The following is a 26,598-nucleotide window of genomic DNA, read 5'->3' as shown; positions in this document are numbered from 1 at the left end:
TATGACGATCAAGGATCATTTTAAGACTACGTTTACCTTGGCTTTTCCAGTGGTGTTGAGCCAGCTGGGTCAGGTGCTGGTAGGAGTAGCCGATAGTATGATGGTTGGCCGAATGGGAGCGGTACCGCTAGCTGCAGCCTCCTTGGGTAATAGTATTTTTTTTGTAATCCTCATGTTTGGGATGGGAATTTCGATGGGTATTACTCCTTTGGTGTCAGTAGCGGAAGGCAAAGGGAAATTCAAGCGAATCGGGCATCTTTTTCAGCATGGTTTATGGATTAATATTGCTACCGCTATTCTTTTGACGGTTGTGGTACTAGGGCTTTCCCAAGGACTACACTTTCTTGATCAGCCTGAGGAAGTGGTAACACTCACTATACCTTATCTTTTTATTATCACAGCATCTCTTCTGCCTTTCATGATCTTTCAATCGTTTAAGCAGTTAGCAGAAGGACTTTCCCAGACTAAACAAGCGATGTATGTGACCATTTTTTGTAATCTGGTTAACGTATTTCTGAATTGGGTATTTATTTACGGGAAACTTGGAGCTCCTGAAATGGGGCTAAATGGAGCTGGATTGGCAACGTTGATCTCCAGAGTATTGATGCCACTTATGATGGGTTGGTATGTCATGCGTGCGAAGAGATACAGCGTATTTAACCTAAAACTAGGTATAGGTAAACTTAGGTTTTTACTCCTCAACAGAATATTGAAAATAGGAGTGCCAACAGGATTTCAATACATATTCGAAGTAAGTGCATTCAGTGCAGCAGCCATCATGATGGGCTGGATAGGTGTCAATGCACTTGCGGCACATCAGATTGCCATTAATCTCGCTTCTGTCAGCTATATGATGGTTTCGGGTCTGAGTACAGCAGGTATGATTCGTGTTAGCAATCAAATTGGTCGAAATAATTTTAGAGGAATGCGGGAAGCAGGAATGGTGGTTTTTGGGATGGTTTTGGTATTTATGTCGATCACCGGATTGATCTTTATCCTAATGAGATTCTATCTCCCCACCCTTTACATCGATAATGAGGAGGTTGTCGCTTTGTCGGCATCATTACTAATCATTGCGGGATTATTCCAGCTTTCTGACGGCGTGCAAGTGGCAGGTTTGGGCGTATTGAGAGGGCTTGAAGATGTGAGGTTCCCTACATTGATCACCTTAGTAGCATATTGGGTTATTGGACTTCCTTTAGGTTATTTTTTGGCGTTTGAACTTGGCTTTGCCGAAAAAGGGATTTGGTATGGCTTGTTAATAGGTCTGTCTGTAACTGCTGTGGTACTCTTTTACCGTTTTCATAAACTAAGTAATCGTATGATTGCCGCAAATAAACCGGTTGTCATAGCCTAGGCGTTTTCGAACAGTATCGTTCTTCCTAATTATACTTTTTGTTTTATCTTCAGGATAAATCCAATCTGATATGACTAAAAAGCTACTCTTTGCCTTTTCTCTACTGATTCTTTCTAATTGTGCTTTCGCACAAAACCTTGCCGTGCTTTCCCAGCGTGATCAAGCTGAGGTAATAGATCGTTGGTTGGAATACCGAATAGAGAATCTTCTCCCGGAATTAATGACTGAGACTGGAATAGATATGTGGGTGGTGATCTCCAGGGAATACAATGAAGATCCAGTGATCCGAACTATGCTTCCTGCCACTTGGCATGCAGCACGCAGGAGGACAATCCTAGTAATGTATCAGCCTTCCGCTAATGCTCCAGTGGAAACGTATGCTGTTGCTCGATACGATGTAGGAAAATCTTTCAAAAGAGCTTGGGATCCAGAGACTCAACCGGATCAGTGGAAGGCTTTAATGGAGTTGATTTCTTCCAAAAATCCTAAGAAAATAGGCTTGAATTACGCTAAAGATTATGGACATGCAGACGGGTTGACTACAAATGAGCATCAGGTGTTTTTGGAATATTTGCCTCAAAATCTTCAGACAAATGTTGTCTCTGCTCAGACACTAGCTGTTCGCTGGTTGGAAACTAGAACTGAGCCTGAGATGGCTACATACAAGCATATTCAAGAAATCGCTCATTCCATCGTGAGTGAAGGATTGTCTGAGGCCGTGATTACTCCCGGTGTGACGACCACCGAAGATGTAGTGTGGTGGTATAGGGAGAGAATTTAAAGAAATGAAGCTGGACACTTGGTTTCATCCATCTGTGGACATTCAGCGTGCGGATCCTGCAAACAATGAGCAAAACAGAAACTTTGCGACCAAGTCTCCTGAGTCAGTGATTTTACCAGGGGATTTACTGCATGTGGATTTTGGAATTACTTATCTCAGATTAAATACTGATACTCAGGAAATGGCATATGTGCTGAAAGCTGGCGAGACTGAGGTTCCGGCATATCTTAGCAAAGCTTTTGCCCAGGGAAATAGAGTTCAGGATATTTTGACATCCAATTATGTGGCTGGTAAAACTGGGAATGAAATTCTTCGTGCTTCCCGAAAAGTATTGGATGCAGAAGGGATTCGAGGAAGCATCTATACCCACCCATTAGGTTTTTATGGGCACTCTGCTGGCCCAACTATAGGCATGTGGGATAATCAAGGTGACACTCCTGGTGCAGGTGACTTTCCGCTTCATGCAAATACCGGCTATGCTATAGAATTGAATGCTGTAGTTTTTGTGCCCGAATGGAATAAAGATGTGAGAATCATGCTTGAAGAGGGAGCTCTATTTGATGGGGCAAAAGTGACATATTATAATGGTCGCCAAAAGGAGATTTTCGCTATTCCAAGAGCAAAAGGTTACTTGGGGAATTGAGTTTTCCATGAGTTTCCAGGAATTTTCCCGCAGATTATCGCTGATTTTTAGCGCGCAGATTATCGCTGATTTTTAAGTAAAACCTTTAAGATCTGCGTAAAATCTGCGGTTTTATCGGCGTTTATCTGCGGGAAATACCTACATATATTCTTCCAACGCTACGCCCTGTTTATTTCTCACAAAAAGCAGCCCCACAAACGCCAATCCTGCAATTCCAGCACTGCTTAGAAAAACCAATTGGAAGTTGTCTGCGCTATTTGCAAAGAGAAACCCTGATACCAGAGCACCTATGCCAATACCGGCCTCAAGAGCAATATACATAGTCGCTAAGGCTCTTCCCCTGAATTGATCCAGTGATAAATCTACCACCCATGCTGCAGTCGTTGGGCTATACATGCCCACAGCACATCCAAAAAGTATCCCTGATCCCATTAAAGCAATCTTGCTTTCTGCAAGGCCTATCAAAATCATAGCGCATACCAATGTCGCGCTCGCAGCTCGCATAACTGGCACTCTTCCGTATCGATCTGAGGTTTTTCCTGCCAACAATCTGATTCCAAGCGATGAAAGAGTGAATACCCCAAAGAAAAGCCCTTTGTTCTCTATACCTAGGTGAGTGGAGAAATCCGGAATGATCGTAAGAACTACACCAAAGGAAAAAGCGCAGAGAAAGAGAATTCCTGAAGGTACAAGCACTCTTTTTTCTATGATTTCATCCTTCTTTAATTTGAACATGTTCAAAGAAATCCGCTCTTTGTTTGGTAGTGTTTCTTTGAGTTTGAGTAGAATCAAAATGGAAAATATAGCGGTAAAGGCGGAAACATAAAAGACTGTTTCTAAAGGGAATAATGTGGCCAGCCAACCGCCGATTGCTGGTCCAGCTGCCATTCCCATAGATCCGAAAAGGGAAAACAGACCCATTGCTTCACCACGTTTTTGGTAGGGGACGATGTCTGCTACATAAGCCGAAGCTCCAGTAGGAGTAAAGCCTGTAGAGAATCCATGTGCAAATCGTAGAAATAAGAATCCTCCTACAAAGCTGAGAAGGGGATATAGCATTCCAACCACAAAGCAGACGCTTGCTCCGATCATCATTACCGGTATTCTTCCGATTTTATCTGCGAGCTTTCCACTGAAAGGTCTGGAAAGACCTGCCGAAAGTGTAAATAAAGCAATGATAAATCCTTTGTAGTCTTCACCTCCAAGCGATGTTAAATACGCAGGTAGCTCAGGGATAATCATATTGAAGGATGAGAAAAACAAGAACGAGCTCAGGCAAAGGAGAGAAAAATCTAGGGAGAAAAATGAAGAGCTTGTTTTCATAAAATCTATAATAGAAAAAAGGCCAGGATTAATGCCTGGCCTAAATATTACTCTTTACTTGCTTGCTCTTCGCTCTGCGCTAGGAGGAAAGCTTTCATAAACTCATTTAATCCTCCGTCCAGCACATGCTGGGTGTCTGAGGTTTCAAATCCAGTTCGGTTGTCTTTTACCAGCTTATACGGATGAAGCACATAGTTACGGATCTGTGATCCAAAATCTACCCGCATCTTAGATGATTCGATCTTTGCGATTTCCGCATTTCTCTTCTCCAATTCCAGCTGGAACAAGCGGGATTTCAGCATTTGCATTGCTTTCTCCCTGTTAGCAAGTTGGGAACGCTCGATCTGACACACCACCACGATTCCTGTTGGCTTGTGTGTCAACTGAACTTTGGTTTCTACCTTGTTCACGTTTTGTCCGCCAGCTCCACCAGATCGTGAGGTATGTAACTCCACGTCGGCAGGATTGATTTCGATTTCTACGGAATCATCCACTTCCGGATAGGCATACACCGAAGCAAAAGAGGTATGCCTTCTTCCGCCAGAGTCGAAAGGTGAGATTCGCACTAGTCGGTGAACACCTGTCTCAGATTTCAAGAATCCATAAGCGAGCGGACCTTCAAACTCCAGAGTACAAGATTTGATACCGGCTACTTCACCGGGCTGCATATCCACTTCCTTCACTTTGTAACCGTTTTTCTCACCCCACATGATGTACATTCTCATGAGGATCGAAGCCCAGTCATTACTCTCTGTTCCTCCGGCTCCCGGATTGATTTCTAGCACTGCGTTCAGCTGATCCTCTTCCGAAGAGAGCATTTTTTTGAGTTCCAGCTCTTGTACGGCAGCCTCAGCTTTTACGTACTCAGCTTTCATTTCTTCTTCAGAAACTTCATCTGCGCTGTAGAATTCAAATAAAACGTCGAGATCCTCTATGGTTTTATTGAGAGATTCGAATGAACTGGTCCAAGCTTTTCGTGCCTGAATCTGCTTCATGCTTTTTTCTGCCTCTTCTGGGTTGTTCCAAAAATCAGGCTGGGCCGATACGGCCTCTAGGTCTTCTATTTCGGCAATCTTACGATCGTAGTCAAAGATACCTCCTCAAAGCCGATGTGCGGGCTTTCAAGTCTTTCAGTTGTTCTGAAGTCATCTGTCTAGGTTAAAATTTAGGGTGCAAAAGTCCGAAAAAATATCTGTTTATACCAGTAAACTTCTATTAATCCATCCTCATTTGGATCAACTGAATCTTATTTCGGCCAGTGTTTTTGAATGTTTTGTATCGCAAAGGTAGCATGGCAAGTCCTGTTCCTAGTAAAATCCCAGAAGTGAGACCAACACCTTTACTGATTGAGAATTCCTGTTCGTGGTAAATGCTATTGATAGACTCGGCTCCTAGCAAGATGATCCCAGCTCCTGCAATTAGCACATTGATAGCTCTTAAGGTGCCATTTCGGCGATCTTTATCACGAATATCCAGCTCAGTGATCGACTCAGGAGAGAGGATGTTTTCAGAGAGATATATGAAGTTTTGATCGATACTTTGAATTACATCTGTTACGAAGTAATCTATTTTCTTACTCTTATATGTAATTGATTCTCCAGGATAATATCTGATCTGAGATTTTTGTTTTGTGCCTCTTTTGAGAAGAATGAAATCTGTTCCTTGCGCAAATGTGGAAAGCGAGGCAGTAAAAATGATCAAAAGAACTAAAAGTCTTTTCATAATACTAAATAAGATGATTATACGCTATGATGCCAGTCACTTTAGATTCTTTGCTTATCAAGTTGATAGACCTCTCGATAGCTACAGGGAGACTGAAAACTCTCGCATTGGCGGGACAGGCTGAAGTGGCTACAATTCTTAAGGTTAACATATCTTACATTGCTTTTACCACCATTCTGGTAAAAAGGCGGATATACATACTAAGTAAAAACAATTTTGAAATTTTTCTTTAGTTAAACTGTTAAATCTTTGCCGAATAGTAGATTTTCCTGCATTTGTTAGCTTGATTTGATTAAGAGGCTTAATGTCGACCAGCTCAACAGCCGTGGTTTGTCAGACCCACCTGTCTTTTTTCAATTTGGCAAAAGTAAACCTTGTAGGCATTGATCCGTAAATACGATTTCGTGATTGTTCAATCTTCTGTTCAATCTTCTCAAAAGAGCATAAACAGACAACTCTTTAGTAAAGCAATGTTTTACACTACAATTATCTTTTTATCTAATTCTTTTGCAGCCGTAGTTGCCAAACAGGATAATTGTGCGATTTGTCAAAAGAATAAAGCCTTTATTTCTTAGCCCTCAGTGATTATTAGGATTACGTAAGCAGGGCAATTTTCCAGAGCAGCCTAGCTTATTTCTCTTGCATAGCGTAAGTACTCACCTCTTTATCAAGACATCACATTTTTATTCTAAAACAAATGAAGCCAATACTCACAAAATCCGACTATAATACGATTAAAGAATTAATCCTAAATACTCCTCATCATCTTATAACAAAAGAGATTTCACTGCTTGCAAAAGAAATTGAGCTAGCTAAGAAAATTCCTGATTCCAAATTAGAACCTCAAGTCATTCGTCTCAATTCTTATTTTGAAGTACAGGATGTAGCATCCGGGAAACTTTTGAATTTTCAATTGGTCCTTCCAAAGTTGGGGAACTTGGCAGAGAAAAGACTGTCTATACTTTCTCCTTTGGGTGTGGCGCTAATAGGCTTTCAAGAAGGAATGGAGATCGAATGGGTTTTGCCAGGGGGACTAAAGAAACTTAAGATTCTCAAGGTCCAAAATCCTGTTCCTACTGAATGAAAAAAAGGCTGTCTACTTTAATAGACAGCCTTTTTTGCTAGCTTTTGAAGCAGAAATTAAATCGAAATTATCCAATCATGAGTATCTGCTATGCTGCCATATTTGATTCCATCTAATTCTGCAAGAACTCTATGTGAGAAAGCATCATCGGATTTGTTTGGAAGGAGGTAATCTTTGCCATTTACGTTGATACGTTGAACATGTGCAATGGTAGCTGCTGTTCCTGTTCCGAAAGCCTCCTCGATAGTTCCATTTTGAAGTGCAGTTTCTAATTCTGAAACTGTCAGAAACCTTTCTTCTAGTGGCTCATTCCAATCTTTTGCCAATTGGATAACGGAATCTCTGGTGATTCCTTTCAAAATTGTTCCTGTATTGGTAGGTGCAGTGATTAAAGTCCCATTGATTTTAAACATGATGTTCATCGTACCGCTTTCCTCGATTTTGCTATGGGATTTACCATCTGTCCAAAGAAGCTGATCATATCCTGCCTTTTGAGCTTGGCGGGCAGGATAAAGAGAAGCTGCATAATTGCCGGCAGTTTTGGCTGCACCAGTTCCTCCTTCTGTAGCTCGGGTGAAGGTAGTTTCTACTTTTACACTTACTGGCTTGCTATAGTAGTTGCCCACCGGACAAGTGAGTATGATAAACTTATAGGTGTCGGATGGCTTTACCCCGATGTAGTCATCCGTAGCAAACATAAAAGGTCTCACATAAAGTGACGCACCTTTTGCTTTAGGTACCCAATCTCTGTCTAAATCAACCAACTGAGCTAGTCCTTCCATAAAGATCTCTTCAGGAAGTTCAGGCATGCACATACGGTCGGCTGATTCATTCAGCCTTTTCCAGTTTGCATTTGCACGAAAGACCAGGATTTTACCCTCATCATTTCTATATGCTTTCATTCCTTCAAAAATAGATTGGCCATAGTGAAGGGTTGCATTGGCAGGATTGATGCTGAGTGGGCCATAAGGTTCTATCCTTAGGTCAGTCCATTCGCCGTTTTTATAATCCGCCACAAACATGTGGTCGCTGATGGTGCGTCCAAATACCAAGTTGGAAAAATCTGTTTCCGGCAATCTAGAGTTCTGAACTTTAGTTATCGGTAGGGCAAGTTGTGTCTTCATTTGTTTTGCCTTTAAACTGGCTAAGCCAAGGTAGCTAATTATTTATTTCTGGGATTCCAGATTACTTCATTTACGTTGAGTTCCTGTGCCATTTTTCTGCAAAGCACAAAAAGGTAATCAGAAAGTCTGTTCAGGTATTGAATGATTAATTCGGAGACGGGTTCCATTGCGGCAAGCTCTGTCACTATCCGTTCAGTTCTTCTGCAGACAGTTCTGGCCAGATGTCCAAAAGAAACTGAAGTATGTCCTCCAGGGAGAATAAAGGAGGTAAGTGGGGGAAGCGCTTTTTCCATCTCATCGATTTGCTTTTCCAGCATTTCAATATCTGATTTTAGCAAATCAGGCTTTTTGACGTTTTGCTTGGCTGGATCTGTAGCCAGATCTGCTCCTATGGTGAATAGTCTATCCTGGATTTCTTTCAGTATCTCTGCTCTCATCCAGTTTACTTCCTGATCACCAAGCATCCCAATGTACGAATTGAGTTCGTCCACTGTGCCATAAGCATCAATTCTAACATCGAATTTTGGAACTCTCGTTCCACCTAAAAGTGAGGTTTGTCCTTCGTCTCCTGTCTTCGTATAGATTTTCATCTTTTTGCCCTGATTCTCTTTGGACAAAAATAAGAATCTATTTGAAATTATAAGGTGTGATTAGGCGTGCATTGCAATTCCGCGGGTAGGATTCGGGTTTATTGTGTCCGTTTCTACCAATCCATCACGTAATCTTACGATTCTATGAGCATAATGAGCGATGTCATCTTCGTGAGTTACCATGATGATGGTGTTCCCTTTCGAGTGCAACTCATGAAAAAGCTCCATGATATCATATGAAGTTTTGGAGTCCAAGTTCCCTGTAGGCTCATCGGCAAGAATGATACTTGGATTATTAACTAGCGCTCTAGCTATTGCAACACGCTGTCTTTGACCACCGGAAAGCTCATTCGGGCGGTGCTTGGTCCTGTCCCCAAGTCCCACGTTGGTGAGTGCCTGAAATGCAATGTCTTCCCGATCTGACTTGCTCATGCCTGCATATACCAATGGGAGTGCCACATTTTCAAGACAGCTTGCTCTAGGTAGAAGGTTGAATGTCTGGAAGACAAATCCGATTTCCTTATTCCTAATTTCAGCCAGTTCGTTCTCAGTCATGTCTGAGACGTCTTTGTCATTCAAAATATAAGTTCCCGAAGTAGGCGTATCCAAGCAACCTATGATATTCATCAATGTGGATTTACCCGATCCTGAAGGTCCCATGAAAGCAACATATTCTCCTTTGTTCACAGAAATGGAGACAGACTTGAGGGCTTGAATAATTTCAGCACCCATCTTATATGTTTTATTTATTTCGTGGGTTTCAATAATTTTCTTCATGGCTGGGGTTTTGCTAAAGTTACCTGTTTGGATTGGGAAGTTAATTTCCTCCCTCACAAAAAACGTTAATAGGATTCAATAGTTCAAGTTTTGTAGGCGTACAAGTTCCTCTTCGCTGACCCATTGCTTCAGTATTTCCAGGGATTCGTTGGCATAATTGTCCAATCCACTTTCTCTGGCAGCTTTGATTTTGTTAAACCAAAGTATAGGGTCATGATTGAATTCGGTCGCTGAATTTAGGATTTCATATTGATCCAAAGGATCTGTTACTTTATGTAATTCACTGATAATCAATGGGCTAAGGTATGGGTTGGCTGTTGGTTCCTCTCCAGAATTTATCCAGGAGATAAAAGCCACTACTGAAGCCTCATCAGTGAGATCCGGATTATCGACAAAAGTTTTCAGGTCTTCATTAGCCTCGATTTTTGCGGAAATATATTTTTCCAATTCTTTCAAATCATCCTGACTCAAACCATGTGCTTTGTGGACTATAATGCGGATTGCTATGTCCGTTTTCAGCGCAGACTCCTCAGCTGTACGCCATTGAGACAATAAATTTTGGGCAGAACTTTCGTGAAATCTGCTGATCATATTTAGATACTCCGGCACGATAGGCCCTTCGTCTGTCAGATAGGTTGGGTAGAGTACCTGATATTTTTCCCGGATTTCCACTGCTTTTTCCGGCATTCCTGCCAAACCAAAAATACTCCAGTGATGGGTGTCAAATCCTTGGAATCCTTTTTCCTCAGCTGCGATGAATTCTATCGCTGATTTTTGAAAATCCAGGTTTTGAGCTAAAATAGTACCGGAAAGTTGTAGGTAATAAGCTGCATCTTTGGGGTTTCGGAATGCTAATCCATTTAGGTTTTTTACTGCCTCTGTAACTCTTCCTGCTGCCATGCTCCTGATTACCGCAGTTTCTTGCATGGACATCAGGTAAGCTAGCATTTCCGGTTTTTGGCCTATACTATCGAGTATATGCAGGTCTTCACTTGGATTATTTCTATTGATTTCAGACATCAGATTTCTCCAGCCTGCATTGATTAGCATTGGAGAAGTCTCACGCTGAAGTTCTTCCTTTAAGGATTCCAATAACTCTTCAGATGGAATATTAGCCAAAGCATTTGAAGCTGCTAATTCATTTATCTGAGAAATGAGATCTGAATTGCGGGTAAGGCTAACTTCAGGCTGACCAAGTTTGGTTTTTAATGCTGTTAGATTTGACCTGACTACTGGATCAGCACTTTCTGAATTAGTCATTAATTCCAGAGCTTCAGATGTTTTATTGACTTTAGTGTAGAGTAAACTTAAGTTGTTACTTAGGTGCGGCTCATTAGGGAAAATTGTGAGCCCCTTTTCCAAGTAATAGATAGCCTCAAATACCTTGTTTTCTTGGTGTAAGCGATCACTTAAAAGTATGATATTATCGATTTGGGGTGATTCTGTAAAACTTTCTTCCAAATGTTGTCTAGCTAAAGTCGGTTGCTTCAGTTCCAATAGCAAATGTGCAGTTAGAAATTTAGCTTTAGGGTTTTTACGATAACGCATCCATGCATTTTCATATAAAATACTAGCTTCCAGTTTTTTGTCTACTTGATAGTAGTAATCCGCTAGAATATTGCTAGACATGGCGTTGGCCTGCACGCCAACTATCCCTCCTGTATAGGTAATGAGCACTAGAATTACTATTAATCCGCCAATCCTAATGTGGTAATAGACCAGGGAATAAGGTTTGTATAGGATTTTGTCAATCGCTTTTCCAGAATTCATGACAGACATGAAGTTTGCCAGTAGGTATATGAAAAAGAAAAATGAGAAACCAAGCTGCGTGTAAACAAATAAGTGTTTGAAAAGCTCTTCTGCAGGTTGATTTCCTGATAGTTTTAATTTCCAGACTAACCAAAGCGTAATTCCTAATCCAATTAAATGTAATGCTTTAATAACAGCAGGAGTTGAAATCAACTCATCGCTTTGGCTCACCTTTTCACCGATAGAAATCCAACCAAAAACCCCTAAAGGCAAGAGTAAATATAATGGGGAAAATGCAGGAATAGATAGGTGAACTTCTCCTTGTAGGTTTAGAAGTATTATGAAAAGTGTGCCTAAATAGAGTAACGCAATGAGGCTAATTTGGACAGTTATATTCAAATTGAGATTGCGGTTTGCCCTTGCAAGCAGGATGTAAATGCCTGAAAGTATGCCATGTCCGTTCCAAAATACCCATGCAAGTGCAAGACCAAACCCGATCGTTAAACTGTGCTCTGAAACATACATTCCCGGATTTGAAATCGGACTTTGGGTGATAAGGACAGCAAGAGCTGAAAATGTCCCAACAAAAATTATTAGCCACTTGATGGCCAAGGGTATTTTTTGTCCCCATAGATGAAAATAAATCAAAGGAAGTAGTGTCCCTGCTAGAAGAATGATAAGCGGGTAATTGGCATTTTGTCCTCCGATATTTAATCCATTGAAATTGCTGAAGGTAAGAAGGACAATCCAAATAATTCCTCCTAGAATGAAATAGGCCTTTTTAAATTCAGTGACTAATGTCAAAATAGAAACTACAGCCAGCCATACTATCCCTGCATAAATCAAGGATTCTGTCACATGGAATGCTGGAGCTAAGGTCTTGAACTCTTGGAATACCAAGTAATTGTCTACCTGAATTGGAAATGAAATAGGTCCTATCTGTACCCAGTCAAAAGGAATAGGGACAGTATCCAGAAATGCACCAGCCTGAATATTGAGGTAAGGCTGCGGATCGAATATGAGGTAATACAGTGCAAAAAGCCCTCCTGTACTTATGAATAGGAGGGCTAGGGTTTTATAAATTGTTGAGGTATTCAATGTGGTTGTCAAGTATGTTACTCCATTACTTTCGGTACACGGAAGTAGTCAGCATCTCTTTTTGGTGCGTTTTTCAGTCCGGCTTCATGATCCAGCTGATGACCTACTTTATCCTCGCGCATATCATTTACTTCTGAGGACATGGTGGTCAGTGGTTCTACATTTTCTGTATCAATTTCATTCAATTTCTCTACCCAATCGAGGATTTGGCTCATGTCCTTAGACATTTTTTCAGCGCTTCCTTCATCAAATTCCAATCGAGCAAGGTGAGCGATTTTCTTAATTGAGTTGGTGTCTATTTTCATCTGTGTTTTTTTATTTTCAATGATCAGATGTAATCTCGCATGTTAAGATTTTTTCTCTCGCTGGGAGATTATTGTCATGCTCGATTTCATGATTTTGAGTTGTCTAGGTTGAGTTGACTTTGAATCACATGAAAGCACTTGTCTTTCAACGCTTTTTCAGATTCAAAATTATCAGGGGATAACGGCTCGTGAAGGACCATTTTTGCAGATCTCCAGTACAGCAGCAATTTCCCATCATCGGGTAAAATTAGATGATTATAGGATAAAGTGACAGGGATGATCGGGATTTGTTTCTCCATGGCCATCCGGAAAGCTCCATTTTTAAATGTAATCATCTCTGGAGGATTCTTGGTGTAAATTCCACCTTCGGGAAAAATGATCACAGAGCTGCCTGATTGAAGGGCCTGATCTGTACGTTTCATCGTTTCCGCACGGCTTTTTAGTCTTTCTCTATCCACTGCGATATGGAGGTTTTTGAAATAATATCCAAATAGAGGCGCTTTACGAATGGAAGCTTTTCCTACGAAAAGAACATCTCCAGGTATAAAGCCCATCATAGCTATATCCAAGTAGCTGAAATGATTTGCAAGAAATATGTAGGCTTTGTCCTTTTGGATTTTCTCACTTTTCTCAATCTTGACTGGAAGGAAAATGAAAATGAAATAAGCCCTTGCCCAGTAGCGATTGATTTTTCGACCATATTTTTTCCAGCCTGGAACCCAGATGCAAACCAGAATGAAAGGAAAGATCAGTAGAAAACTTAGCGCAAAGATTATCCCAGCGTATATAGAATACAGCCTTGCGAAAAGATCACGCATGATTGATCATGTGGTTTGCTGCATTTACAAAATAATTCAACATGGCTTCTTTGATATTCTGCTCCAAGTTGAGCTTATCCAAGGCACTTAGCATTGCAGTCATCCAATGGTCTCTCATGGTCGCATCGATTTTCCATTTGGTATGACGCATTCTCAACCGGGGATGGCCTCTCTGCTCAGAATAGGTTTCAGGTCCCCCAAAGACTTGAAGTAAAAACAGAAATAAGCGATCCTCTGCGGGTAGTAAATCCTCAGGATAAAGTCTCTTCAAATCCTCGTTTTTGGCAACTTCCTGATAAAAATAGTGCGTGAGCAAGCGGATTTGCTCTTCACCGATCAGGTCATATATCGTCTGAGAAGTATTCATGGCGCAAACTTACCAATTTCTCTCAAGCCTCCCATTTTTTCACCTTCAGCGAAGTGCCTTCAGTGGAAATCACGATTATTTTTTCTCCTTGGTCAATAAATTCACCTCGGGAATAGGCGTCATAAACATCACCGTCTATTTCTATTCTCCCGCTTGGTCGCAGTCTGGAGTGCACTGTGCCAGTCTTGCCATTTAAAGTTTCAGCATAAGAAGAAGAGGTATAGCCCTCGCTTCTTTGCTGAGTTGATGCTAGCGTGATGGTTTTGAATGCTCCCCATTCATTGACTTTGGGAGTAAGCCAAAATACCAGCCCCACGGAAACTATGGCCGCTAAAATTACGGTAAGTAGGGCTCCAAAAAGGTCCGCAGCTGGAACAAAATCAAAATTGAAGTTCTGGTTTGGAATCATGCCTAGAACAAGTCCAGTCAAAATCCCGATAATCCCAAGTACGCCAAAAATCCCAAACCCAGGAATCACAAATAGTTCTACTGCCAATAAAATTACTCCGATAAAAAAGACTAAGATTTCCCAGTTTTCAGCAAGTCCATTGAGATAATAAGGGATAAAATAGAGAAATACTGCCACCACAGAAGCCAAGATTGGGAATCCAACTCCAGGAGTCTGCAATTCAAAGTAGAGCCCACCAATTATTATTAGGATTAGAAATCCGCTAACAGCAGGATTCAGAAAAAAAGCTATTATCTGCTCAAGAAAGGCCTATTTCATAGGCTATAATTTCAGCATCACCGAGATTTTGGGCAGCCAGTATATCTTCAATAGAATCGTATTGGCCTTCACAAAAACCATATTTCTCAGCTTCAGAAACGGAGAAAGTTATCACTGATCCTTCTTCTGAGACTCCTTCGATTTCAATCTTCTCATCGACCATTGCTTCAGCGATTTTTGGATCACGACCTTTCGCTTCCGCAGTGCTTCTCATCATTGAGCGCATGTAGGATTGGTATTTGTCGGGCGCCGCTGCTCCATCTGCTCCGTTCACCACAGTGGCAGCTCCTATACTTGCGCCAGGAGCCATGTAGATGCTATCTGTGGCGATGGAAATCAAGGCACCCGCAGAAGCAGCGTCTTTATTGATAAAAACGTAAACTGGAGTGGTAGAATTTAGAATCAACGTTCTGATCTCATCCGCGTCATTCACAGCTCCTCCGTAAGTGTCCATGTCAATTACAATCAGATCAGCATTCACTTCTTCAGCCTTTTCCAAAGCCAATTTTACTCTTCGAGTCATCGCAGGATCGATATCAGTGTCGATCTTGAAAGTAAAAACTTTCTTATTAGCGCCACTATCGGTTTGTGCCAGAACGAGTTGGGATGCTAGAATAAGAAATAGGAATAGAGCGCTGAAATAGATTTTCATTATTGGAATTCTTGTTCGAATGATAAAAGATACGAAATACGTGTAAAAACTGATTCTTTTCTTTTTATGGCCGGGATTTGTTGCTGTATTTTATGGTTGTAAATTCTGATTATAAAGCTATTCTCCGATCTTTGTGACGAATACAAGGTCAGGCCCGCCACATTTCTTTTCTAGCATAATTCTTGCGCCAACTGACTTTGGAAATTAATCTTGTATTTCTAATTCGTTTACCCCCAATTCAGTATATCCCTATGAATAATAGATCACAGTTTTTCTGGTCCTTTCTTCTTCTATTCTCACTTTCTGCTTCATTATCAAAGGCTTCCGAACTTACCGCCTTTGATTCGGTTGGAGTTCAGCGTATAGGAGATCAGTCATATATTTTGCATGAAGTAGATCCGAAAGAGACTTTGTTCGGGATTTCACGCAGGTATAACTCCCCTGTGAGTGATATAGTAAACGCTAATCCAGTGTTGAAGCAAGGGTTGAAAATCGGTCAAACGATCAAAGTTCCTTTTGTATCGATGGCCGAAATTCCCGCAGGTTCTGTTTTGCATAATGTAGTGCCAGGTGAGACGCTTTTCTCTATTTCTAAAAAATATGGCGTATCAGTAGAAAGCGTAATGAAAGATAATGGGCTGAAAGGTAATGACCTTAGTGTCGGCCAGTCGTTAATCATAGAACCTGCTGTACCAGTCGCAGTGGAGAAGGAGCCAGCACCCGTAGTGGCGGTTGCCACTTCAACTGAAGTCGTTAAAGCAGAGCCAAAGCCAAAAGAAAAGCCAGTTAAAAAGGAGGAGGAAACTCCTAAAGTAAAGGTAAAATCAGAACCGGCTCCAAAACCTGAGGCAGCAGTGGAAACCAGCAAGCCAATGGTTCCGGGAGAATGGAGATCACATACTGTTCAAAGTGGAGAGACACTTTTTTCAATTGCAAGTCAATATTCTGCTAGAGTAGAGGATCTAATCACTTGGAACGCCTTGACTTCGAATAATTTACAACAAGGTCAAGTTCTCAAAGTAGGTCGTGGTGCAATGCAGGAATCCACTGTTCCGGTAATTGGTACACCAAGAGTTGTTTCCAGTGCAGAGGAAATGATGGTAGAGCCAGCAGATGCGTCTACTTCCGGGGGATTTAAAAACATCAAGGAAACCGGTCAGGCTGAGCTAATTGAAGGAACTGGAGGGCATAAAAAATACTTGGTTCTACATAGAACTGCGCCAGTTGGCACGATCATGCGGGTGAAAAATGAAGAGAATGACGTAACCATTTTTGCTAGGGTAGTGGGAACGCTTCCGGAAACAGGCGACAACGGTAAACTAGTAATTAAACTTTCCCAAGCTGCTTTTGACCAATTGAAAGCTGTAAATGGAAGATTCCCTGTTGAGGTGATGTATTGAGGAGTCGGGTGTTTGATGTTGGATGGCCGATGTTGAATTCCCTGAGAACGAAGATTGAGAGATTTGAGAATAGCGATTGAGTAAGTTTTATAAGTAGTAATAAATAAAAGATGTCAAATAAAATTATGATTTAGCATCACAAATCTCTTGATTTTGATTTTATGAACACTGATTAACTACATCACAAATAATAAAGAAAGACCGTTAGAACTGGCGGTCTTTTTTCGTTTTGAACCTATCTTTTCTGGCAGAGGTTTTAAGAGTGAATTTTGGTTTCCGCAAAGCCACTGTTAATTTTGTGCTTGAGCTATGAATAAAGTCCAACTCGTATTCCATCACATTTTCAGATTTATCTGGAATCTTATTTTTATTATTTCCTATCCAATTTTGGCGAGTTTTGGCTTGTTATTTATCGGTGTTACTTACGTTTTTTCCTTACTCTCAAGATTTCTGAACAGACTACGGCCTGAGGGGAAGAAGGTGGTTTTGAAAGAATCGGAGTGGGAAGATTTGCCGTATTCTGGAGAATTGTTGGAAGCTAAATTGATCAAGCAAATCGTTTTTGGACCTTCTGGGTTTAAGTTTAGAAGGAAAGATGGGGTTCCGTCTGTTCTTTCAGATTATGTTTTTGGGAAAAAGGTCAGGGTACTGGAAGAAGGATTTATTCTAGAGAAATGGAATAGTACCGAGTCTAAAGATTTGCCAGATTTCGACATCTGCCTGTACGATCCTGATGAGGATTCCTTGCGTTCGCTTACGAATATCAAATGCTTTGATTGGCATGTGTCTGAGAAAGTTGAGAATGAGCTTTCCTTCAAATGGTTTGATGGGACACAGGGTGGTGAAGTGAAAGTTGCTCTTTGATGCAGGATTTAAAGGGTTTTTTAGACGAGAAAGTTGAGCAATACAATAGGCCGGGATTTATTACGCTGGACCCAATTTCTATTCCTCATCGTTTTTCGAAGAAACAAGACATAGAAATCTCAGGATTCTTCGCTGCGATTTCGGCCTGGGGACAGCGAAAAACCATTATTAACAAGTGCATAGAATTGTTTGAAATGATGGACAATTCACCTCATGACTTTTTACTGAATCATCAGGAAGATGATTTGAAACCCTTTCTGAATTTCAAGCACAGAACCTTCAATGACGTGGATACGCTTTATTTCATCCATTTTTTGAGATGGTTTTATAAAAAATATACTTCCTTGGAAGAAGCTTTTCTCCTTGGACAAACTGGCGGAGTGGATGCTATGCAATCTATGTTGACCAAGTTTCAGGAGTTTTTCTTTTCTCTACCAGATTCTCCACAACGCACGCGAAAGCATATCGCGACTCCAAGCCGCAAAGCAGCCTGCAAGCGAATTAATATGTATCTACGCTGGATGGTGCGTGATGATGATAAGGGAGTGGATTTTGGACTTTGGAAAAGAATCTCACCAGCTCAATTGATCTGTCCATGCAACCTGCATGTAGATCGGGTAGGACGAAAGCTTGGGTTGATTACCCGAAAGCAAACCGATTGGTTGACAGCTTTGGAGTTAACAGCGAAACTTCGGGAGTTTGACGCTGCTGACCCTGTAAAATATGACTTTGCGCTTTTTGGGCTAGGGGTGGAAGAGAAATTTTAACCTAATGAAACTTCTTTATCTCAGGCGCATCCGCAACAGTAGAAAACTCTCGTGCAATTCGCTCGGCATAATCATCCAAAAGCTGCATCACCCGATCCTGATTTTTTGACTTTACGATCAGACCTGCATGGTATTCCAGTGGGACTCTAAAGTACACCTCCGGATCGTCAAAACTGCTCAAATCTGGATGCTGAAATTTGGATAGGGTAAGCAAAATCCCAGCGTAGTTTTTAGACACTTTTGGAAGCTGGTATTTATATCCTTTAGCCAATGCATCTTCAATTTTTGCCCATTCTGCCCAGAGATTAATCCCTGTTGCCGCTTCCACCATTTCAGCCAAATGTGCTCCGCCGACACGGGATGAAGTTTCCAAAAAGTAAATTTCCCCATCTTCATGAGACTTGATGAATTCTGTATGAGTCGCTCCAGATTTCATTCCAAATGCCTTCATAACGGCAGCATTTGCTTTTTTGATAGCCTTTTCGTCAGTCGATCCAAAAGTCAAATTAGCAGATCGAAAGATCCCACCACCTTGGGAGATTTCCATTGGAGTGGACAGATACTTGGAAACTGAGCAAAACAAGTTTTTACCATCCAGCATCAATCCATCCGCATGATAGACGTCGCCTGGTTCTTAAAATTGCTCCACTAAGTAGTATAGTCTATTGTCTCCTAATCGATCAATGTTTTCCCAAAGAGATTCCTTGTCGTGAACTTTAATTATTCCATTTGCAGAGGCTTCAGATTTTTGGCTTTAGTACCCAAGGAGCAGGAGTATGATCCGCAAACTGGTTGATATCATCATCATTGAAAAGGGGTGCAAAGGCAGGGACTTTATATCAGAATCATGTGCTTTGATCCTCATCGCAAGTTTGTCCCGGAAAAAGCGACCCTGAACTCTGACCCATTCCTGGGATTCTCAGGCTTTCACGTAGAAAAGTTGCCTTCTCTACATCGTAATCATCCAATGCAACTATGCTCTTGATTTATGAGTTTTCATCATATTTTTCCACACCTTTCATCAGCAGTTCTAAGTCCCAATCCAAATCCTGACCAGGCATGTAGAAAATTTCATCTATGTATTCAAATGCCCAAGGCTTGTCTTTCAGCTTTTCTGAAGTAATAAGAAACACTCGGTTTCCCTGTTTTTTCAGCTGAGTTAAAAAAGCATTTCCCTTGAAAAAATTAGAAATGCATAGAAAAGCTTGGGCCCTTGGTTTTCCATAATTACAATTGATTTTCGATGAATTTAAGTAATAATTGAACTCCAAAAGCAGTCCCTGACTTGGTTTTTGCAAATTCACTATCTCCAAATGCCACACCGGCAATATCTAAATGCGCCCAGTTCGGATGCTCGTGAATAAATGCTTCCAAAAATTTGGCTGCTGTGATAGCACCTGCGATAGGTTTGCCATGGTAATTCTTGATATCCGCTATCTCTGAGTCCATTTCAGTTCTATAGCTTTCCCACATAGGTAGAGGCCCTACATCTCCCTGATTGCATTCCAGCTTCACGAAGTAAATCAGAGATTGTGTCTGAATTGGAAAAAAGAGCTCCACACTCATATCCAAAAGTACCCACACGACTTCCTGTCAATGTAGCCAAATCAATAAGCTGATCTACTTGATAATTCTTCACTAAATAAGACAAGCCATCAGCCAAAATCAATCGTCCCTCAGCGTCCGTGTCGATCACTTCTATACTCAGTCCAGCATGCGAACCAATAACTTCCGAAGGTAAATAGGCATCCTTGTCCACCGAATTTTCTACAGCGGGAACGATTGCTGTTAGGTTTATTGGAAGTTTTAGTGAGGAAATAAGCTGAGTGGCAGCCAAAACTGCAGCTGCTCCACCCATGTCGGATTTCATATAAACCATCCCTTGAGTTTTGATGTTCAGTCCGCCGGTGTCGAATGTGACTCCTTTTCGAAATACCAAATCCTAACGGGATTTGGCTGCTGGGGTTTCTATACTCCATGATGATAAATTTGGGAGTTTTTGCGCTGCCACGTGCAACAGCCAAAAATGCATCCAACCCTTCAGATTTGGCTTTTTCTTCATCAAAGATTTTTACAAGTAAAACCATTTTCAGCACGGACTTTTCTGCCCATTCTGCCAAATATTCCGGTGTGATTACATTTGGAGGAAGGTCAACTAGTTTGAATCCTTCGATTTTTGCTGCGGCAATCTTTGCTGCTCGATCAAGAGTTTTTCTACCGACTCTTGTGAAATAACTGAGACTTCTAGGTCAGCAAAGTCTTTTTGGTCGTCTTTTTTCAGCTTAAAAAAGCCAATGTTATAGGTACCAAGCTGAAAACCAACCAAGGCACTTTCAATTAATTCGGATGAAAAATCAGATGAAAAATCAATAGAAACGGATTTTTCTACCAAATCCTTATTCTTGCTTAGAATTCTTCGAAATGACTTTTCTATGCTCGAAACATCTGTTTTTTCTCCCAATCCTATCAATAGAACTAATTTCCCATTGATTTCTAACTGATAAGAAGAGTCTTTTTTGCCTGAGAAAAGTGAGTTGCTGACAGCATAGCCTCCCAGTTTTTCTTTGAGTAATTCCCACCAGTTTAAACCGACTATCGGGATGACCAGAAGTCCTGAATTAGTGCTGGAATTTGAATGTATATTGAATTTCATAAGGTGGCGCTTTCGCTTTTAATCTTCTTTATCACTGAAAAATAGCCATTCTATGGCTTTGGGGAACTCATCACTCCAATAAGTCTCGTTGTGTTTTCCATCTTCATTGATGCTAAGATGGACTTTCATTTTGCCTTTTAAGCTTTCGCGTTTGAGTAAGCGTTTTCGGAATTTGAGCACGTGTTTTACCATCGTCTCGCTTTCATCCCCACCGGCATAGAGGTAAAGTCTGGTTTCCTGAGGTTCAAAAATATCCAGAAAGCCAAGTTTGATTTTGGGGATCACCCAAAGCGAGGGTGAAAACACCATTAATTTACCAAAGACTTCTGGGTATATCAGGCCAGAGAAAATACTCACCAAGCCTCCATGGAGCTTCCTCCAATTCCTGTGAATTCCCGCTCAGTTTTAGTTCTATACGTTTTATCTACAAATGGCTTTAAGGTATCAGTAATGAAACGGATGTATTTCTTGCCACTACCGATTCCTAGCACAGTTTTGCCTACGTTGTATTCCTGCAATCGCTCAGATTCTCCATGCTCTACTGCGATGACGATGATCTTTCCAATTTTATAATCGGACATTACAGCCAGCTTTTTATCTATCTGCCAGTTTCCAAATTCAGCATTTTCATTGAAAAGGTTTTGGGCATCATGAAGGTAAAGCACCGGGTATTTTTCCTCGCTGCTATTGTAATCATGTGGCAAAAGTGCCCAAACTTTACGGGTTTTGTTAAGCTGAGGGATTTCGAATTCCTCTGAGATTAAACGTATTATTGGAAGTTGGCTAGGGCGATAGGGGAGCCAATTTTTACGCCATTTGGCTACTTTTTCGGTCTTGGTTACTTTATCATTTTTCCAGTGCCGATTTGGCGTACGATTTCCGTAGCGATCAATTTCTACCTCAGACCAGTCGCCTTTGGTGAATTTGTAGATAAGCTCAGATTCAAATTCCTCACCTTCAGGAAAAGTAAATTCATACTTTCCATGGGAGATTTTCTTCATCAAAAAACGACGATCCTGTGTAGTCCAATTATTGAAGTTTCCCGAGATGTAGACTGGTCTGTCATCATCATCTGAAGTGTTCAGAAATATGGTTTTTCGCTTTTTGACGGGTTGGTTGGAATCTAATTGTGGGGAGTCAGAATTCATTCAGTGGGTGATTATGGGCATAACCCAGCCTGCAAAAATAACTGTTGCAGGCATACCAATGAAATAAACTTCAGATCTTAAATCATTTCATCCGGGCGAAAGCGAATTTCATCAGGGTAGGGGAAGGCATGGATTAATTCTCCTGCATTGATTCTTTGCTGGACTTCCTGCCAATATAACGGGTCAAAAAGGTCTTTATGATATGTCAGAAAGTGTTCTTTGAGATCCTTTCTTCCTATCATCCATCTTTTGAAGTCTTCTGGGAAAACGTCGTTTTTGGCAATGGAATACCAAGGTTCCGGAGCATAAATTTGGTCGTAAGTTTCTGCTTTTGGTTTGACGCGAAAGTTCATATCTGTCAAAAATTCGATCTCATCGTAATCGTAAAAGATCACACGCTTTTGACGGGTAAGGCCAAAGTTTTTGGTCATCATATCTCCGGGAAAAATATTCGCCTGTGCCAATTCCAGGATAGATCTACCATAATCTTCTACCGCTCTGATCCCTTCTTCGGTACTGCAATGTTCCAAGAAGAGATTTAAAGGCTCCATTCTTCTCTCTGTATATAAATGTTTGATTACTAAGTGTGTGTCTGTAATTTTCAAAAGAGAGTTAACTGTTTTTCGAAGCTCAATCATCAGGTCTTGGCTGATTCGCTCTATAGGGATTTTGAAGTGTTCAAATTCATGGGTGTCAGCCATTCTCCCCACTCTGTCATGTAAAGAAACTAGCTTGTATTTCTCTCTCACTTCTTGCCGTGTCATGGTTTTTGGTGGTTCAAAATGGTCCTTGATCATCTTGAATACTATATTCAATGAGGGAAGTGTGAACACTGTCATCACCATTCCTTTGATACCTGCAGCTACTTCAAATTTATCTTCACTTTGCCCCATATGATGAAGAAAATCTCGGTAGAAAAGTGTTTTTCCATGCTTATTAAAACCGATTGCATTATAGAGCTCATGAACTTTTTTATGCGGAATCACTGAGCTTAAGAAGCTTACGATTTGAGATGGAACTTCAGCTTCTACCATAAAATAAGAGCGAGTAAAGCTAAACATGCTACTCATCAGATTAGGATCAAAAATGAGTGTATCCACGAAAACTCCATTTTTGCCGTGAACCACAGGGATAATAAATGGCATCCACTTATGTCCCAAAAATGTCCTTCCTATCAAATAGGCTGCTTTGTTTCGGTAAAATACCGACTTCAAAATTTGGGTTTGAGTATCTGGCCCCACGCGGTACCTTGTTCCAGGATGACTTTTCGGACACCAGCAATCAGGAATTTGATGTCTTGCTCCTTGTCCATGAATGGGGCTCCGAAATCATAATCATCCAAGATTTGGCGTATGTTTTTTTCCAAGCCAAAAAATGAGGGATAGATCCTAAGAAGTTTTTCTGATTCTCGAACTACACAGGAATCAAATCCCTCCATCACAAACATCAACTTATCGTCTATAGTCAATTTTGGAAAGCTTTTTCTGATTACGGAATTGAAGAATGTCTCTGCAAGCTCAATATCCGGCCTATCAGCAATCAATAATTGGTATTCAGCTTTTACTTCCATCCAAATAGTAGAATCGGTCGCATTTTCAGCAAGCATCTCTGTGCATTCTGCAGCAAGCGGAAAAAGTAAATCTTTATATAGCCGAAGACGCTGTTTATTGTTCAGATGAGTCGCATGCCAAGCTTTTTCACTGAAATATTTTGGGGCCAAACGAGTGTAAGTGTTGAAAAGCTCCATGTATGTCATGAAGCCAATCTGGATTTTCTTAGCGACTTGTTGAATTGGTGTGTTGAGCATAGGGGATGTCTGGTTCAGACTTTTGGCAAAAGCACAAAAAAAACAGAAAATATTTTATTGATCAGCTAAGATATAATTTCATTGATTTTTAAGGGTTTATAAAAGAAATTGTTTGGGAAAATATAATTTTGAAATTCTTTCGCAATCGATTGTTTGGAGTATATGAAAACATTTTCTAATTTTCGCAGGTATTCATAAAACGAATATCTACAATAGGTTTAATAGGTTTGAGAGCAGGAAAAGGTTGGAACAATGTTTCAACCTTTTTTGATTTTTAGTCGTCCTGACTTAGCTTAACCTTCTGAATTAAATCTTCCATGAGGAGTCCGAAATTTACACTTACTGATTTTGTCTTATTAAGCATTGTGTTTTTATCACTGATGGCTTGTGAAAGCAATGAAAAACAAACCAATGAGGGGCTTGAAAACGGTTCTGCTGCTGAGGAGGAAATAAGTCGCCACAGGGCGCTTATTGATGTGGCATTAGCTCAAAATAAAAATTGGTACACTCACTGGAGCAGTGATGTTGGGGAGTTTAACGCATCTCAGTTCGAATTGATGATGACTGATTCCATTGACCCTATGGAAATGCCCGAGAGAAATCCAATTTTGAAAGATGATCCACTTTATCCATATCAAATACCTCATCCTTCTGGCAATGGTACCATGGATATTTATAGTTACAAAATAGAAGCTCAAGATGCCGTCGATGAGCCTTTTCTAAATCCTGATTCAGAAGTTGTATGGTATAGAGAAGATGGGATGAAAGAACGCTTACTATTTATGGGGCCATCCGGGATGTTTGAGGATGGTATGTGGCTAAATTCAGAGGAATTTTTAGTGTTAGGATATTTTCAAGAAGAAGCAGGATTCAGGCCAATGGCATGGATCATCAATGTTGGTAATCATGAATTGCGACAGTTTCAACTGGCCAAGGTTTCTCCGACATATGAATCGCATTCTTACATAAATGCGAAAATTAAGCAGATAGATTTAGGTTAAAAATGGATTTTAAGAGCGTTTTGGATTTGTTGGTAAATGGAATGAAACATCCCCTGCCCGGCAAAAAAGCGCAACTTACCATGTCCCCAAATCCAGTCGATTTGAGTAGGTTTGATCCAAAACTACCTGATAATCACCGTAAAGGGTCTGTTTTGATATTGCTTTACCCAAATGAGGACAAAGCATTTTTTCCCCTAATCAAAAGACCTGTTTACCAAGGGGTTCATAGTGGGCAAATAGCTTTTCCAGGAGGAAAAAAGGAAGAGGAAGATGAAAATGAAGTGGAAACTGCGTTACGCGAAGCTTGGGAAGAAGTCAATATTCAGCCTGAGCAAGTCAAGCTGATAGGCAGAATGAGTGATTTGTTTATACCAACTAGTAATTTCTTAGTAAGTCCAATATTAGGATATACTGAAGAGCTGCCTGATTTTGTACCTGAAAAAAAGGAAGTAGATCGGATCATACAAACAGCCGTTAGTGCATTTTATGAGCCTGAAATACGCAAACAAAAAATCTTAGAGTTTAGTAACAATTTCCAGTTGGACACACCTTATTTTGAAGTAGACCGTGAAATGGTCTGGGGGGCGACAGCGATGATATTAAGTGAATTTCTGCAGATTCTGGAAAACGGAAAAAAGTAGAATTCTGGTCTTTTCACTCAAATGTTGGTATTGTTGCAAACTATTACCTCTGAATAAATGGAAGAAAATACCCCTTTGCTTACAAATGATGCTGTAGTTTTTGGATTGCTGATGGCGATTCTTGCTGCGATTTTTGCCACCTCAGCTAGTGATAAGCCATTTTGGAAGAAATTCTATCGGATAGTTCCTACAGTTTTGCTTTGCTATTTTATTCCTGCCCTTGCCAACTCTTTTGGCTTAATATCTGGAGAGAGCTCCGGACTTTATAAAGTTGCCAGTAGATACTTACTCCCTGCCTCTTTGGTTTTATTCACGATTAGCATAGATATCAAAGGAATTTTGAAATTAGGGCCAAAGGCATTAACGATGTTTTTGGCTGGAACTCTCGGGATTATGCTGGGTGGTCCGCTCGCATTGATGACTGTAGGTTTTCTATTCCCAGAATTATTGGGAGGAAGCGGACCTGAGGAGGTGTGGAGAGGTCTCTCTACTATTGCTGGCTCCTGGAGTAGGAGGAGGGGCAAATCAAACAGCCATGTTGGAGTTTTTGGCCCAAGTCCAGCCTTGTTTAGTCAGATGATCGCAGTAGACGTATTGGTGGCAAATCTTTGGATGGCAGTATTGCTGAAAAAAAAAAAAAAAAAAAAAAAAAAGAAGAATGATGATGATGATGATGATGAAGAAAAATGAAGAAAAAAAAAAAAAAAAAAAAAAAAAAAAAAAAAAAAAAAAAAAAAAAAAAAAAAAAAAAAAAAAAAAAAAAAAAAAAAAAAAAAAAAAAAAAAAAAAAAAAAAAAAAAAAAAAAAAAAAAAAAAAAAAAAAAAAAAAAAAAAAAAAAAAAAAAAAAAAAAAAAAAAAAAAAAAAAAAAAAAAAAAAAAAAAAAAAAAAAAAAAAAAAAAAAAAAAAAAAAAAAAAAAAAAAAAAAAAAAAAAAAAAAAAAAAAAAAAAAAAAAAAAAAAAAAAAAAAAAAAAAAAAAAAAAAAAAAAAAAAAAAAAAAAAAAAAAAAAAAAAAAAAAAAAAAAAAAAAAAAAAAAAAAAAAAAAAAAAAAAAAAAAAAAAAAAAAAAAAAAAAAAAAAAAAAAAAAAAAAAAAAAAAAAAAAAAAAAAAAAAAAAAAAAAAAAAAAAAAAAAAAAAAAAAAAAAAAAAAAAAAAAAAAAAAAAAAAAAAAAAAAAAAAAAAAAAAAAAAAAAAAAAAA

Annotated in this window: 28 protein-coding genes and 3 pseudogenes; 10 read left to right on the top strand and 21 right to left on the bottom strand. The window is 39.9% G+C overall.

What is annotated here, in order from left to right:
- Nucleotide 1: 1 nt before the first annotated feature.
- Nucleotides 2-1,357, top strand: a complete 1,356-nt coding sequence (locus AC0L6R_RS09330; RefSeq protein ID WP_473270941.1) for an MATE family efflux transporter — start codon at nucleotides 2-4, stop codon at nucleotides 1,355-1,357.
- A 70-nt stretch (nucleotides 1,358-1,427) separates the two neighbouring features.
- Nucleotides 1,428-2,781: pseudogene (locus AC0L6R_RS09325) on the top strand (M24 family metallopeptidase).
- Nucleotides 2,782-2,919: 138 nt separating this feature from the next.
- On the opposite strand, the gene AC0L6R_RS09320 reads toward AC0L6R_RS09325, so the two are convergent.
- The 3 genes from AC0L6R_RS09320 to AC0L6R_RS09310 form a co-directional block, all read right to left on the bottom strand.
- A complete protein-coding gene (locus tag AC0L6R_RS09320; RefSeq protein WP_473270939.1) occupies nucleotides 2,920-4,104 on the bottom strand; it encodes an MFS transporter in 1,185 nt (394 codons plus the stop codon).
- A gap of 47 nt (nucleotides 4,105-4,151) precedes the next feature.
- Nucleotides 4,152-5,253, bottom strand: a protein-coding gene (prfB, locus tag AC0L6R_RS09315) for a peptide chain release factor 2 (protein WP_473270938.1) whose coding sequence is annotated in 2 segments (ribosomal slippage) — nucleotides 4,152-5,192 and nucleotides 5,194-5,253 — 1,101 coding nt in all. Because the reading frame shifts where the segments join, the coding sequence is not laid out codon by codon here.
- A 66-nt stretch (nucleotides 5,254-5,319) separates the two neighbouring features.
- On the bottom strand, nucleotides 5,320-5,826 hold the full coding sequence (locus AC0L6R_RS09310; RefSeq protein ID WP_283414332.1) for a hypothetical protein: 507 nt from the start codon (nucleotides 5,824-5,826) through the stop codon (nucleotides 5,320-5,322).
- A 697-nt stretch (nucleotides 5,827-6,523) separates the two neighbouring features.
- On the opposite strand from AC0L6R_RS09310, the gene AC0L6R_RS09305 reads away from it, so the two are divergent.
- The gene (locus AC0L6R_RS09305; RefSeq protein WP_473270937.1) at nucleotides 6,524-6,910 is read left to right on the top strand and encodes a GreA/GreB family elongation factor; all 387 of its coding nucleotides are present in this window, start codon (nucleotides 6,524-6,526) and stop codon (nucleotides 6,908-6,910) included.
- A gap of 56 nt (nucleotides 6,911-6,966) precedes the next feature.
- On the opposite strand, the gene AC0L6R_RS09300 is transcribed toward AC0L6R_RS09305, so the two are convergent.
- From AC0L6R_RS09300 to AC0L6R_RS09265, 8 genes and pseudogenes are all read right to left on the bottom strand, one after another.
- Nucleotides 6,967-8,034, bottom strand: a complete 1,068-nt coding sequence (locus tag AC0L6R_RS09300) for a branched-chain amino acid aminotransferase (protein ID WP_283414334.1) — start codon at nucleotides 8,032-8,034, stop codon at nucleotides 6,967-6,969.
- A gap of 38 nt (nucleotides 8,035-8,072) precedes the next feature.
- A complete protein-coding gene (locus tag AC0L6R_RS09295) occupies nucleotides 8,073-8,624 on the bottom strand; it encodes a cob(I)yrinic acid a,c-diamide adenosyltransferase (protein WP_283414335.1) in 552 nt (183 codons plus the stop codon).
- Between the two features lie 60 nt (nucleotides 8,625-8,684).
- Complete coding sequence (locus AC0L6R_RS09290; RefSeq protein WP_283414336.1) at nucleotides 8,685-9,401, bottom strand: ABC transporter ATP-binding protein; 717 nt, start codon at nucleotides 9,399-9,401, stop codon at nucleotides 8,685-8,687.
- A 75-nt stretch (nucleotides 9,402-9,476) separates the two neighbouring features.
- A complete protein-coding gene (locus AC0L6R_RS09285; RefSeq protein WP_473270936.1) occupies nucleotides 9,477-12,248 on the bottom strand; it encodes a tetratricopeptide repeat protein in 2,772 nt (923 codons plus the stop codon).
- A 17-nt stretch (nucleotides 12,249-12,265) separates the two neighbouring features.
- Nucleotides 12,266-12,553: an Asp-tRNA(Asn)/Glu-tRNA(Gln) amidotransferase subunit GatC gene (gatC, locus tag AC0L6R_RS09280; protein WP_283414338.1), complete on the bottom strand. Its 288-nt coding sequence runs from the start codon at nucleotides 12,551-12,553 to the stop codon at nucleotides 12,266-12,268.
- Nucleotides 12,554-12,639: 86 nt separating this feature from the next.
- Nucleotides 12,640-13,371 carry a lysophospholipid acyltransferase family protein gene (locus AC0L6R_RS09275; RefSeq protein WP_473270935.1) on the bottom strand — a complete coding sequence of 244 codons (732 nt, stop codon included), beginning with the start codon at nucleotides 13,369-13,371 and terminating at the stop codon, nucleotides 12,640-12,642.
- Nucleotides 13,364-13,738: a globin domain-containing protein gene (locus tag AC0L6R_RS09270; protein ID WP_473270934.1), complete on the bottom strand. Its 375-nt coding sequence runs from the start codon at nucleotides 13,736-13,738 to the stop codon at nucleotides 13,364-13,366. The genes AC0L6R_RS09275 and AC0L6R_RS09270 overlap by 8 nt, the downstream gene beginning before the upstream one ends.
- A gap of 22 nt (nucleotides 13,739-13,760) precedes the next feature.
- Nucleotides 13,761-15,117, bottom strand: a pseudogene (locus tag AC0L6R_RS09265) (NfeD family protein).
- 251 nt (nucleotides 15,118-15,368) lie between these two features.
- Between AC0L6R_RS09265 and AC0L6R_RS09260 the strand changes: the two are divergent.
- The 3 genes from AC0L6R_RS09260 to AC0L6R_RS09250 all read left to right on the top strand — a co-directional run bounded on the left by AC0L6R_RS09260 (nucleotide 15,369) and on the right by AC0L6R_RS09250 (nucleotide 18,148).
- On the top strand, nucleotides 15,369-16,517 hold the full coding sequence (locus tag AC0L6R_RS09260) for a DPBB and LysM peptidoglycan-binding domain-containing protein (RefSeq protein WP_473270933.1): 1,149 nt from the start codon (nucleotides 15,369-15,371) through the stop codon (nucleotides 16,515-16,517).
- 309 nt (nucleotides 16,518-16,826) lie between these two features.
- Complete coding sequence (locus AC0L6R_RS09255) at nucleotides 16,827-17,381, top strand: hypothetical protein (protein WP_283414343.1); 555 nt, start codon at nucleotides 16,827-16,829, stop codon at nucleotides 17,379-17,381.
- On the top strand, nucleotides 17,381-18,148 hold the full coding sequence (locus AC0L6R_RS09250; protein WP_473270932.1) for a TIGR02757 family protein: 768 nt from the start codon (nucleotides 17,381-17,383) through the stop codon (nucleotides 18,146-18,148). The genes AC0L6R_RS09255 and AC0L6R_RS09250 overlap by 1 nt, the downstream gene beginning before the upstream one ends.
- Nucleotide 18,149: 1 nt before the next feature.
- Here AC0L6R_RS09250 and AC0L6R_RS09245 read toward each other — a convergent pair whose 3' ends face one another.
- The 10 genes and pseudogenes from AC0L6R_RS09245 to AC0L6R_RS09200 all read right to left on the bottom strand — a co-directional run bounded on the left by AC0L6R_RS09245 (nucleotide 18,150) and on the right by AC0L6R_RS09200 (nucleotide 23,756).
- Complete coding sequence (locus tag AC0L6R_RS09245) at nucleotides 18,150-18,695, bottom strand: ATP-binding protein (RefSeq protein WP_473270931.1); 546 nt, start codon at nucleotides 18,693-18,695, stop codon at nucleotides 18,150-18,152.
- Nucleotides 18,696-19,134: 439 nt separating this feature from the next.
- Nucleotides 19,135-19,281 (bottom strand): hypothetical protein, encoded by a 147-nt coding sequence (locus AC0L6R_RS09240; protein ID WP_473270930.1) that lies wholly within the window; start codon nucleotides 19,279-19,281, stop codon nucleotides 19,135-19,137.
- Between the two features lie 94 nt (nucleotides 19,282-19,375).
- A complete protein-coding gene (locus AC0L6R_RS09235) occupies nucleotides 19,376-19,597 on the bottom strand; it encodes a hypothetical protein (RefSeq protein ID WP_473270929.1) in 222 nt (73 codons plus the stop codon).
- A 7-nt stretch (nucleotides 19,598-19,604) separates the two neighbouring features.
- Nucleotides 19,605-20,087, bottom strand: coding sequence for a M17 family metallopeptidase (locus AC0L6R_RS09230; protein ID WP_473270928.1), 483 nt, complete (start codon nucleotides 20,085-20,087; stop codon nucleotides 19,605-19,607).
- 79 nt (nucleotides 20,088-20,166) lie between these two features.
- Nucleotides 20,167-20,268 (bottom strand): annotated as a pseudogene (locus AC0L6R_RS09225) (hypothetical protein); the annotation flags it as partial.
- Between the two features lie 35 nt (nucleotides 20,269-20,303).
- On the bottom strand, nucleotides 20,304-20,801 hold the full coding sequence (locus AC0L6R_RS09220; RefSeq protein ID WP_473270927.1) for a hypothetical protein: 498 nt from the start codon (nucleotides 20,799-20,801) through the stop codon (nucleotides 20,304-20,306).
- An 18-nt stretch (nucleotides 20,802-20,819) separates the two neighbouring features.
- Complete coding sequence (locus AC0L6R_RS09215) at nucleotides 20,820-21,086, bottom strand: hypothetical protein (RefSeq protein ID WP_473270926.1); 267 nt, start codon at nucleotides 21,084-21,086, stop codon at nucleotides 20,820-20,822.
- 68 nt (nucleotides 21,087-21,154) lie between these two features.
- Nucleotides 21,155-21,949 (bottom strand): alpha/beta hydrolase, encoded by a 795-nt coding sequence (locus AC0L6R_RS09210; protein WP_473270925.1) that lies wholly within the window; start codon nucleotides 21,947-21,949, stop codon nucleotides 21,155-21,157.
- Nucleotides 21,950-22,026: 77 nt separating this feature from the next.
- Nucleotides 22,027-23,163 (bottom strand): bifunctional isocitrate dehydrogenase kinase/phosphatase, encoded by a 1,137-nt coding sequence (gene aceK, locus AC0L6R_RS09205; RefSeq protein ID WP_473270924.1) that lies wholly within the window; start codon nucleotides 23,161-23,163, stop codon nucleotides 22,027-22,029.
- Nucleotides 23,160-23,756, bottom strand: a complete 597-nt coding sequence (locus tag AC0L6R_RS09200) for an isocitrate dehydrogenase kinase/phosphatase AceK regulatory subunit (RefSeq protein WP_473270923.1) — start codon at nucleotides 23,754-23,756, stop codon at nucleotides 23,160-23,162. Before AC0L6R_RS09200 ends, aceK begins: the two co-directional genes overlap by 4 nt.
- 317 nt (nucleotides 23,757-24,073) lie before the next feature.
- Here AC0L6R_RS09200 and AC0L6R_RS09195 point away from each other — a divergent pair, with 317 nt between their 5' ends.
- From AC0L6R_RS09195 to AC0L6R_RS09180, 4 genes are all read left to right on the top strand, one after another.
- Nucleotides 24,074-24,757 carry a hypothetical protein gene (locus tag AC0L6R_RS09195; protein ID WP_473270922.1) on the top strand — a complete coding sequence of 228 codons (684 nt, stop codon included), beginning with the start codon at nucleotides 24,074-24,076 and terminating at the stop codon, nucleotides 24,755-24,757.
- A gap of 2 nt (nucleotides 24,758-24,759) precedes the next feature.
- A complete protein-coding gene (locus AC0L6R_RS09190) occupies nucleotides 24,760-25,398 on the top strand; it encodes an NUDIX hydrolase (RefSeq protein WP_473270921.1) in 639 nt (212 codons plus the stop codon).
- 57 nt (nucleotides 25,399-25,455) lie between these two features.
- A complete protein-coding gene (locus tag AC0L6R_RS09185) occupies nucleotides 25,456-26,088 on the top strand; it encodes a DUF819 family protein (RefSeq protein WP_473270920.1) in 633 nt (210 codons plus the stop codon).
- Nucleotides 26,075-26,598 (top strand): hypothetical protein (locus AC0L6R_RS09180; RefSeq protein ID WP_473270919.1); only part of this gene is annotated, 524 nt, incomplete at its 3' end. The genes AC0L6R_RS09185 and AC0L6R_RS09180, both read left to right, overlap by 14 nt.

The sequence above is a fragment of the Algoriphagus sp. 10J20-15 genome (assembly GCF_055809615.1).
The sequence above is the reverse complement of the archived record's forward strand: the minus strand, read 5'-3'. Positions and strand labels throughout refer to the sequence as shown.

What these genes read in the sequence shown, in the direction of transcription:
- AC0L6R_RS09195 (WP_473270922.1), top strand. Translation starts at nt 24,074, where the DNA reads ATGAGGAGTCCGAAATTTACACTTACTGATTTTGTCTTATTAAGCATT.
- AC0L6R_RS09260 (WP_473270933.1), top strand. Translation starts at nt 15,369, where the DNA reads ATGAATAATAGATCACAGTTTTTCTGGTCCTTTCTTCTTCTATTCTCA.
- AC0L6R_RS09235 (WP_473270929.1), bottom strand. Translation starts at nt 19,597, where the DNA reads ATGGACTCAGAGATAGCGGATATCAAGAATTACCATGGCAAACCTATC.
- AC0L6R_RS09330 (WP_473270941.1), top strand. Translation starts at nt 2, where the DNA reads ATGACGATCAAGGATCATTTTAAGACTACGTTTACCTTGGCTTTTCCA.
- AC0L6R_RS09185 (WP_473270920.1), top strand. Translation starts at nt 25,456, where the DNA reads ATGGAAGAAAATACCCCTTTGCTTACAAATGATGCTGTAGTTTTTGGA.
- AC0L6R_RS09310 (WP_283414332.1), bottom strand. Translation starts at nt 5,826, where the DNA reads ATGAAAAGACTTTTAGTTCTTTTGATCATTTTTACTGCCTCGCTTTCC.
- AC0L6R_RS09320 (WP_473270939.1), bottom strand. Translation starts at nt 4,104, where the DNA reads ATGAAAACAAGCTCTTCATTTTTCTCCCTAGATTTTTCTCTCCTTTGC.
- AC0L6R_RS09295 (WP_283414335.1), bottom strand. Translation starts at nt 8,624, where the DNA reads ATGAAAATCTATACGAAGACAGGAGACGAAGGACAAACCTCACTTTTA.
- AC0L6R_RS09220 (WP_473270927.1), bottom strand. Translation starts at nt 20,801, where the DNA reads ATGAAATTCAATATACATTCAAATTCCAGCACTAATTCAGGACTTCTG.
- AC0L6R_RS09255 (WP_283414343.1), top strand. Translation starts at nt 16,827, where the DNA reads ATGAATAAAGTCCAACTCGTATTCCATCACATTTTCAGATTTATCTGG.
- AC0L6R_RS09290 (WP_283414336.1), bottom strand. Translation starts at nt 9,401, where the DNA reads ATGAAGAAAATTATTGAAACCCACGAAATAAATAAAACATATAAGATG.
- AC0L6R_RS09305 (WP_473270937.1), top strand. Translation starts at nt 6,524, where the DNA reads ATGAAGCCAATACTCACAAAATCCGACTATAATACGATTAAAGAATTA.
- gatC (WP_283414338.1), bottom strand. Translation starts at nt 12,553, where the DNA reads ATGAAAATAGACACCAACTCAATTAAGAAAATCGCTCACCTTGCTCGA.
- AC0L6R_RS09190 (WP_473270921.1), top strand. Translation starts at nt 24,760, where the DNA reads ATGGATTTTAAGAGCGTTTTGGATTTGTTGGTAAATGGAATGAAACAT.
- AC0L6R_RS09275 (WP_473270935.1), bottom strand. Translation starts at nt 13,371, where the DNA reads ATGCGTGATCTTTTCGCAAGGCTGTATTCTATATACGCTGGGATAATC.
- AC0L6R_RS09250 (WP_473270932.1), top strand. Translation starts at nt 17,381, where the DNA reads ATGCAGGATTTAAAGGGTTTTTTAGACGAGAAAGTTGAGCAATACAAT.
- AC0L6R_RS09300 (WP_283414334.1), bottom strand. Translation starts at nt 8,034, where the DNA reads ATGAAGACACAACTTGCCCTACCGATAACTAAAGTTCAGAACTCTAGA.
- AC0L6R_RS09210 (WP_473270925.1), bottom strand. Translation starts at nt 21,949, where the DNA reads ATGAATTCTGACTCCCCACAATTAGATTCCAACCAACCCGTCAAAAAG.
- AC0L6R_RS09245 (WP_473270931.1), bottom strand. Translation starts at nt 18,695, where the DNA reads ATGGAAATCTCCCAAGGTGGTGGGATCTTTCGATCTGCTAATTTGACT.
- AC0L6R_RS09270 (WP_473270934.1), bottom strand. Translation starts at nt 13,738, where the DNA reads ATGAATACTTCTCAGACGATATATGACCTGATCGGTGAAGAGCAAATC.
- AC0L6R_RS09200 (WP_473270923.1), bottom strand. Translation starts at nt 23,756, where the DNA reads ATGCTCAACACACCAATTCAACAAGTCGCTAAGAAAATCCAGATTGGC.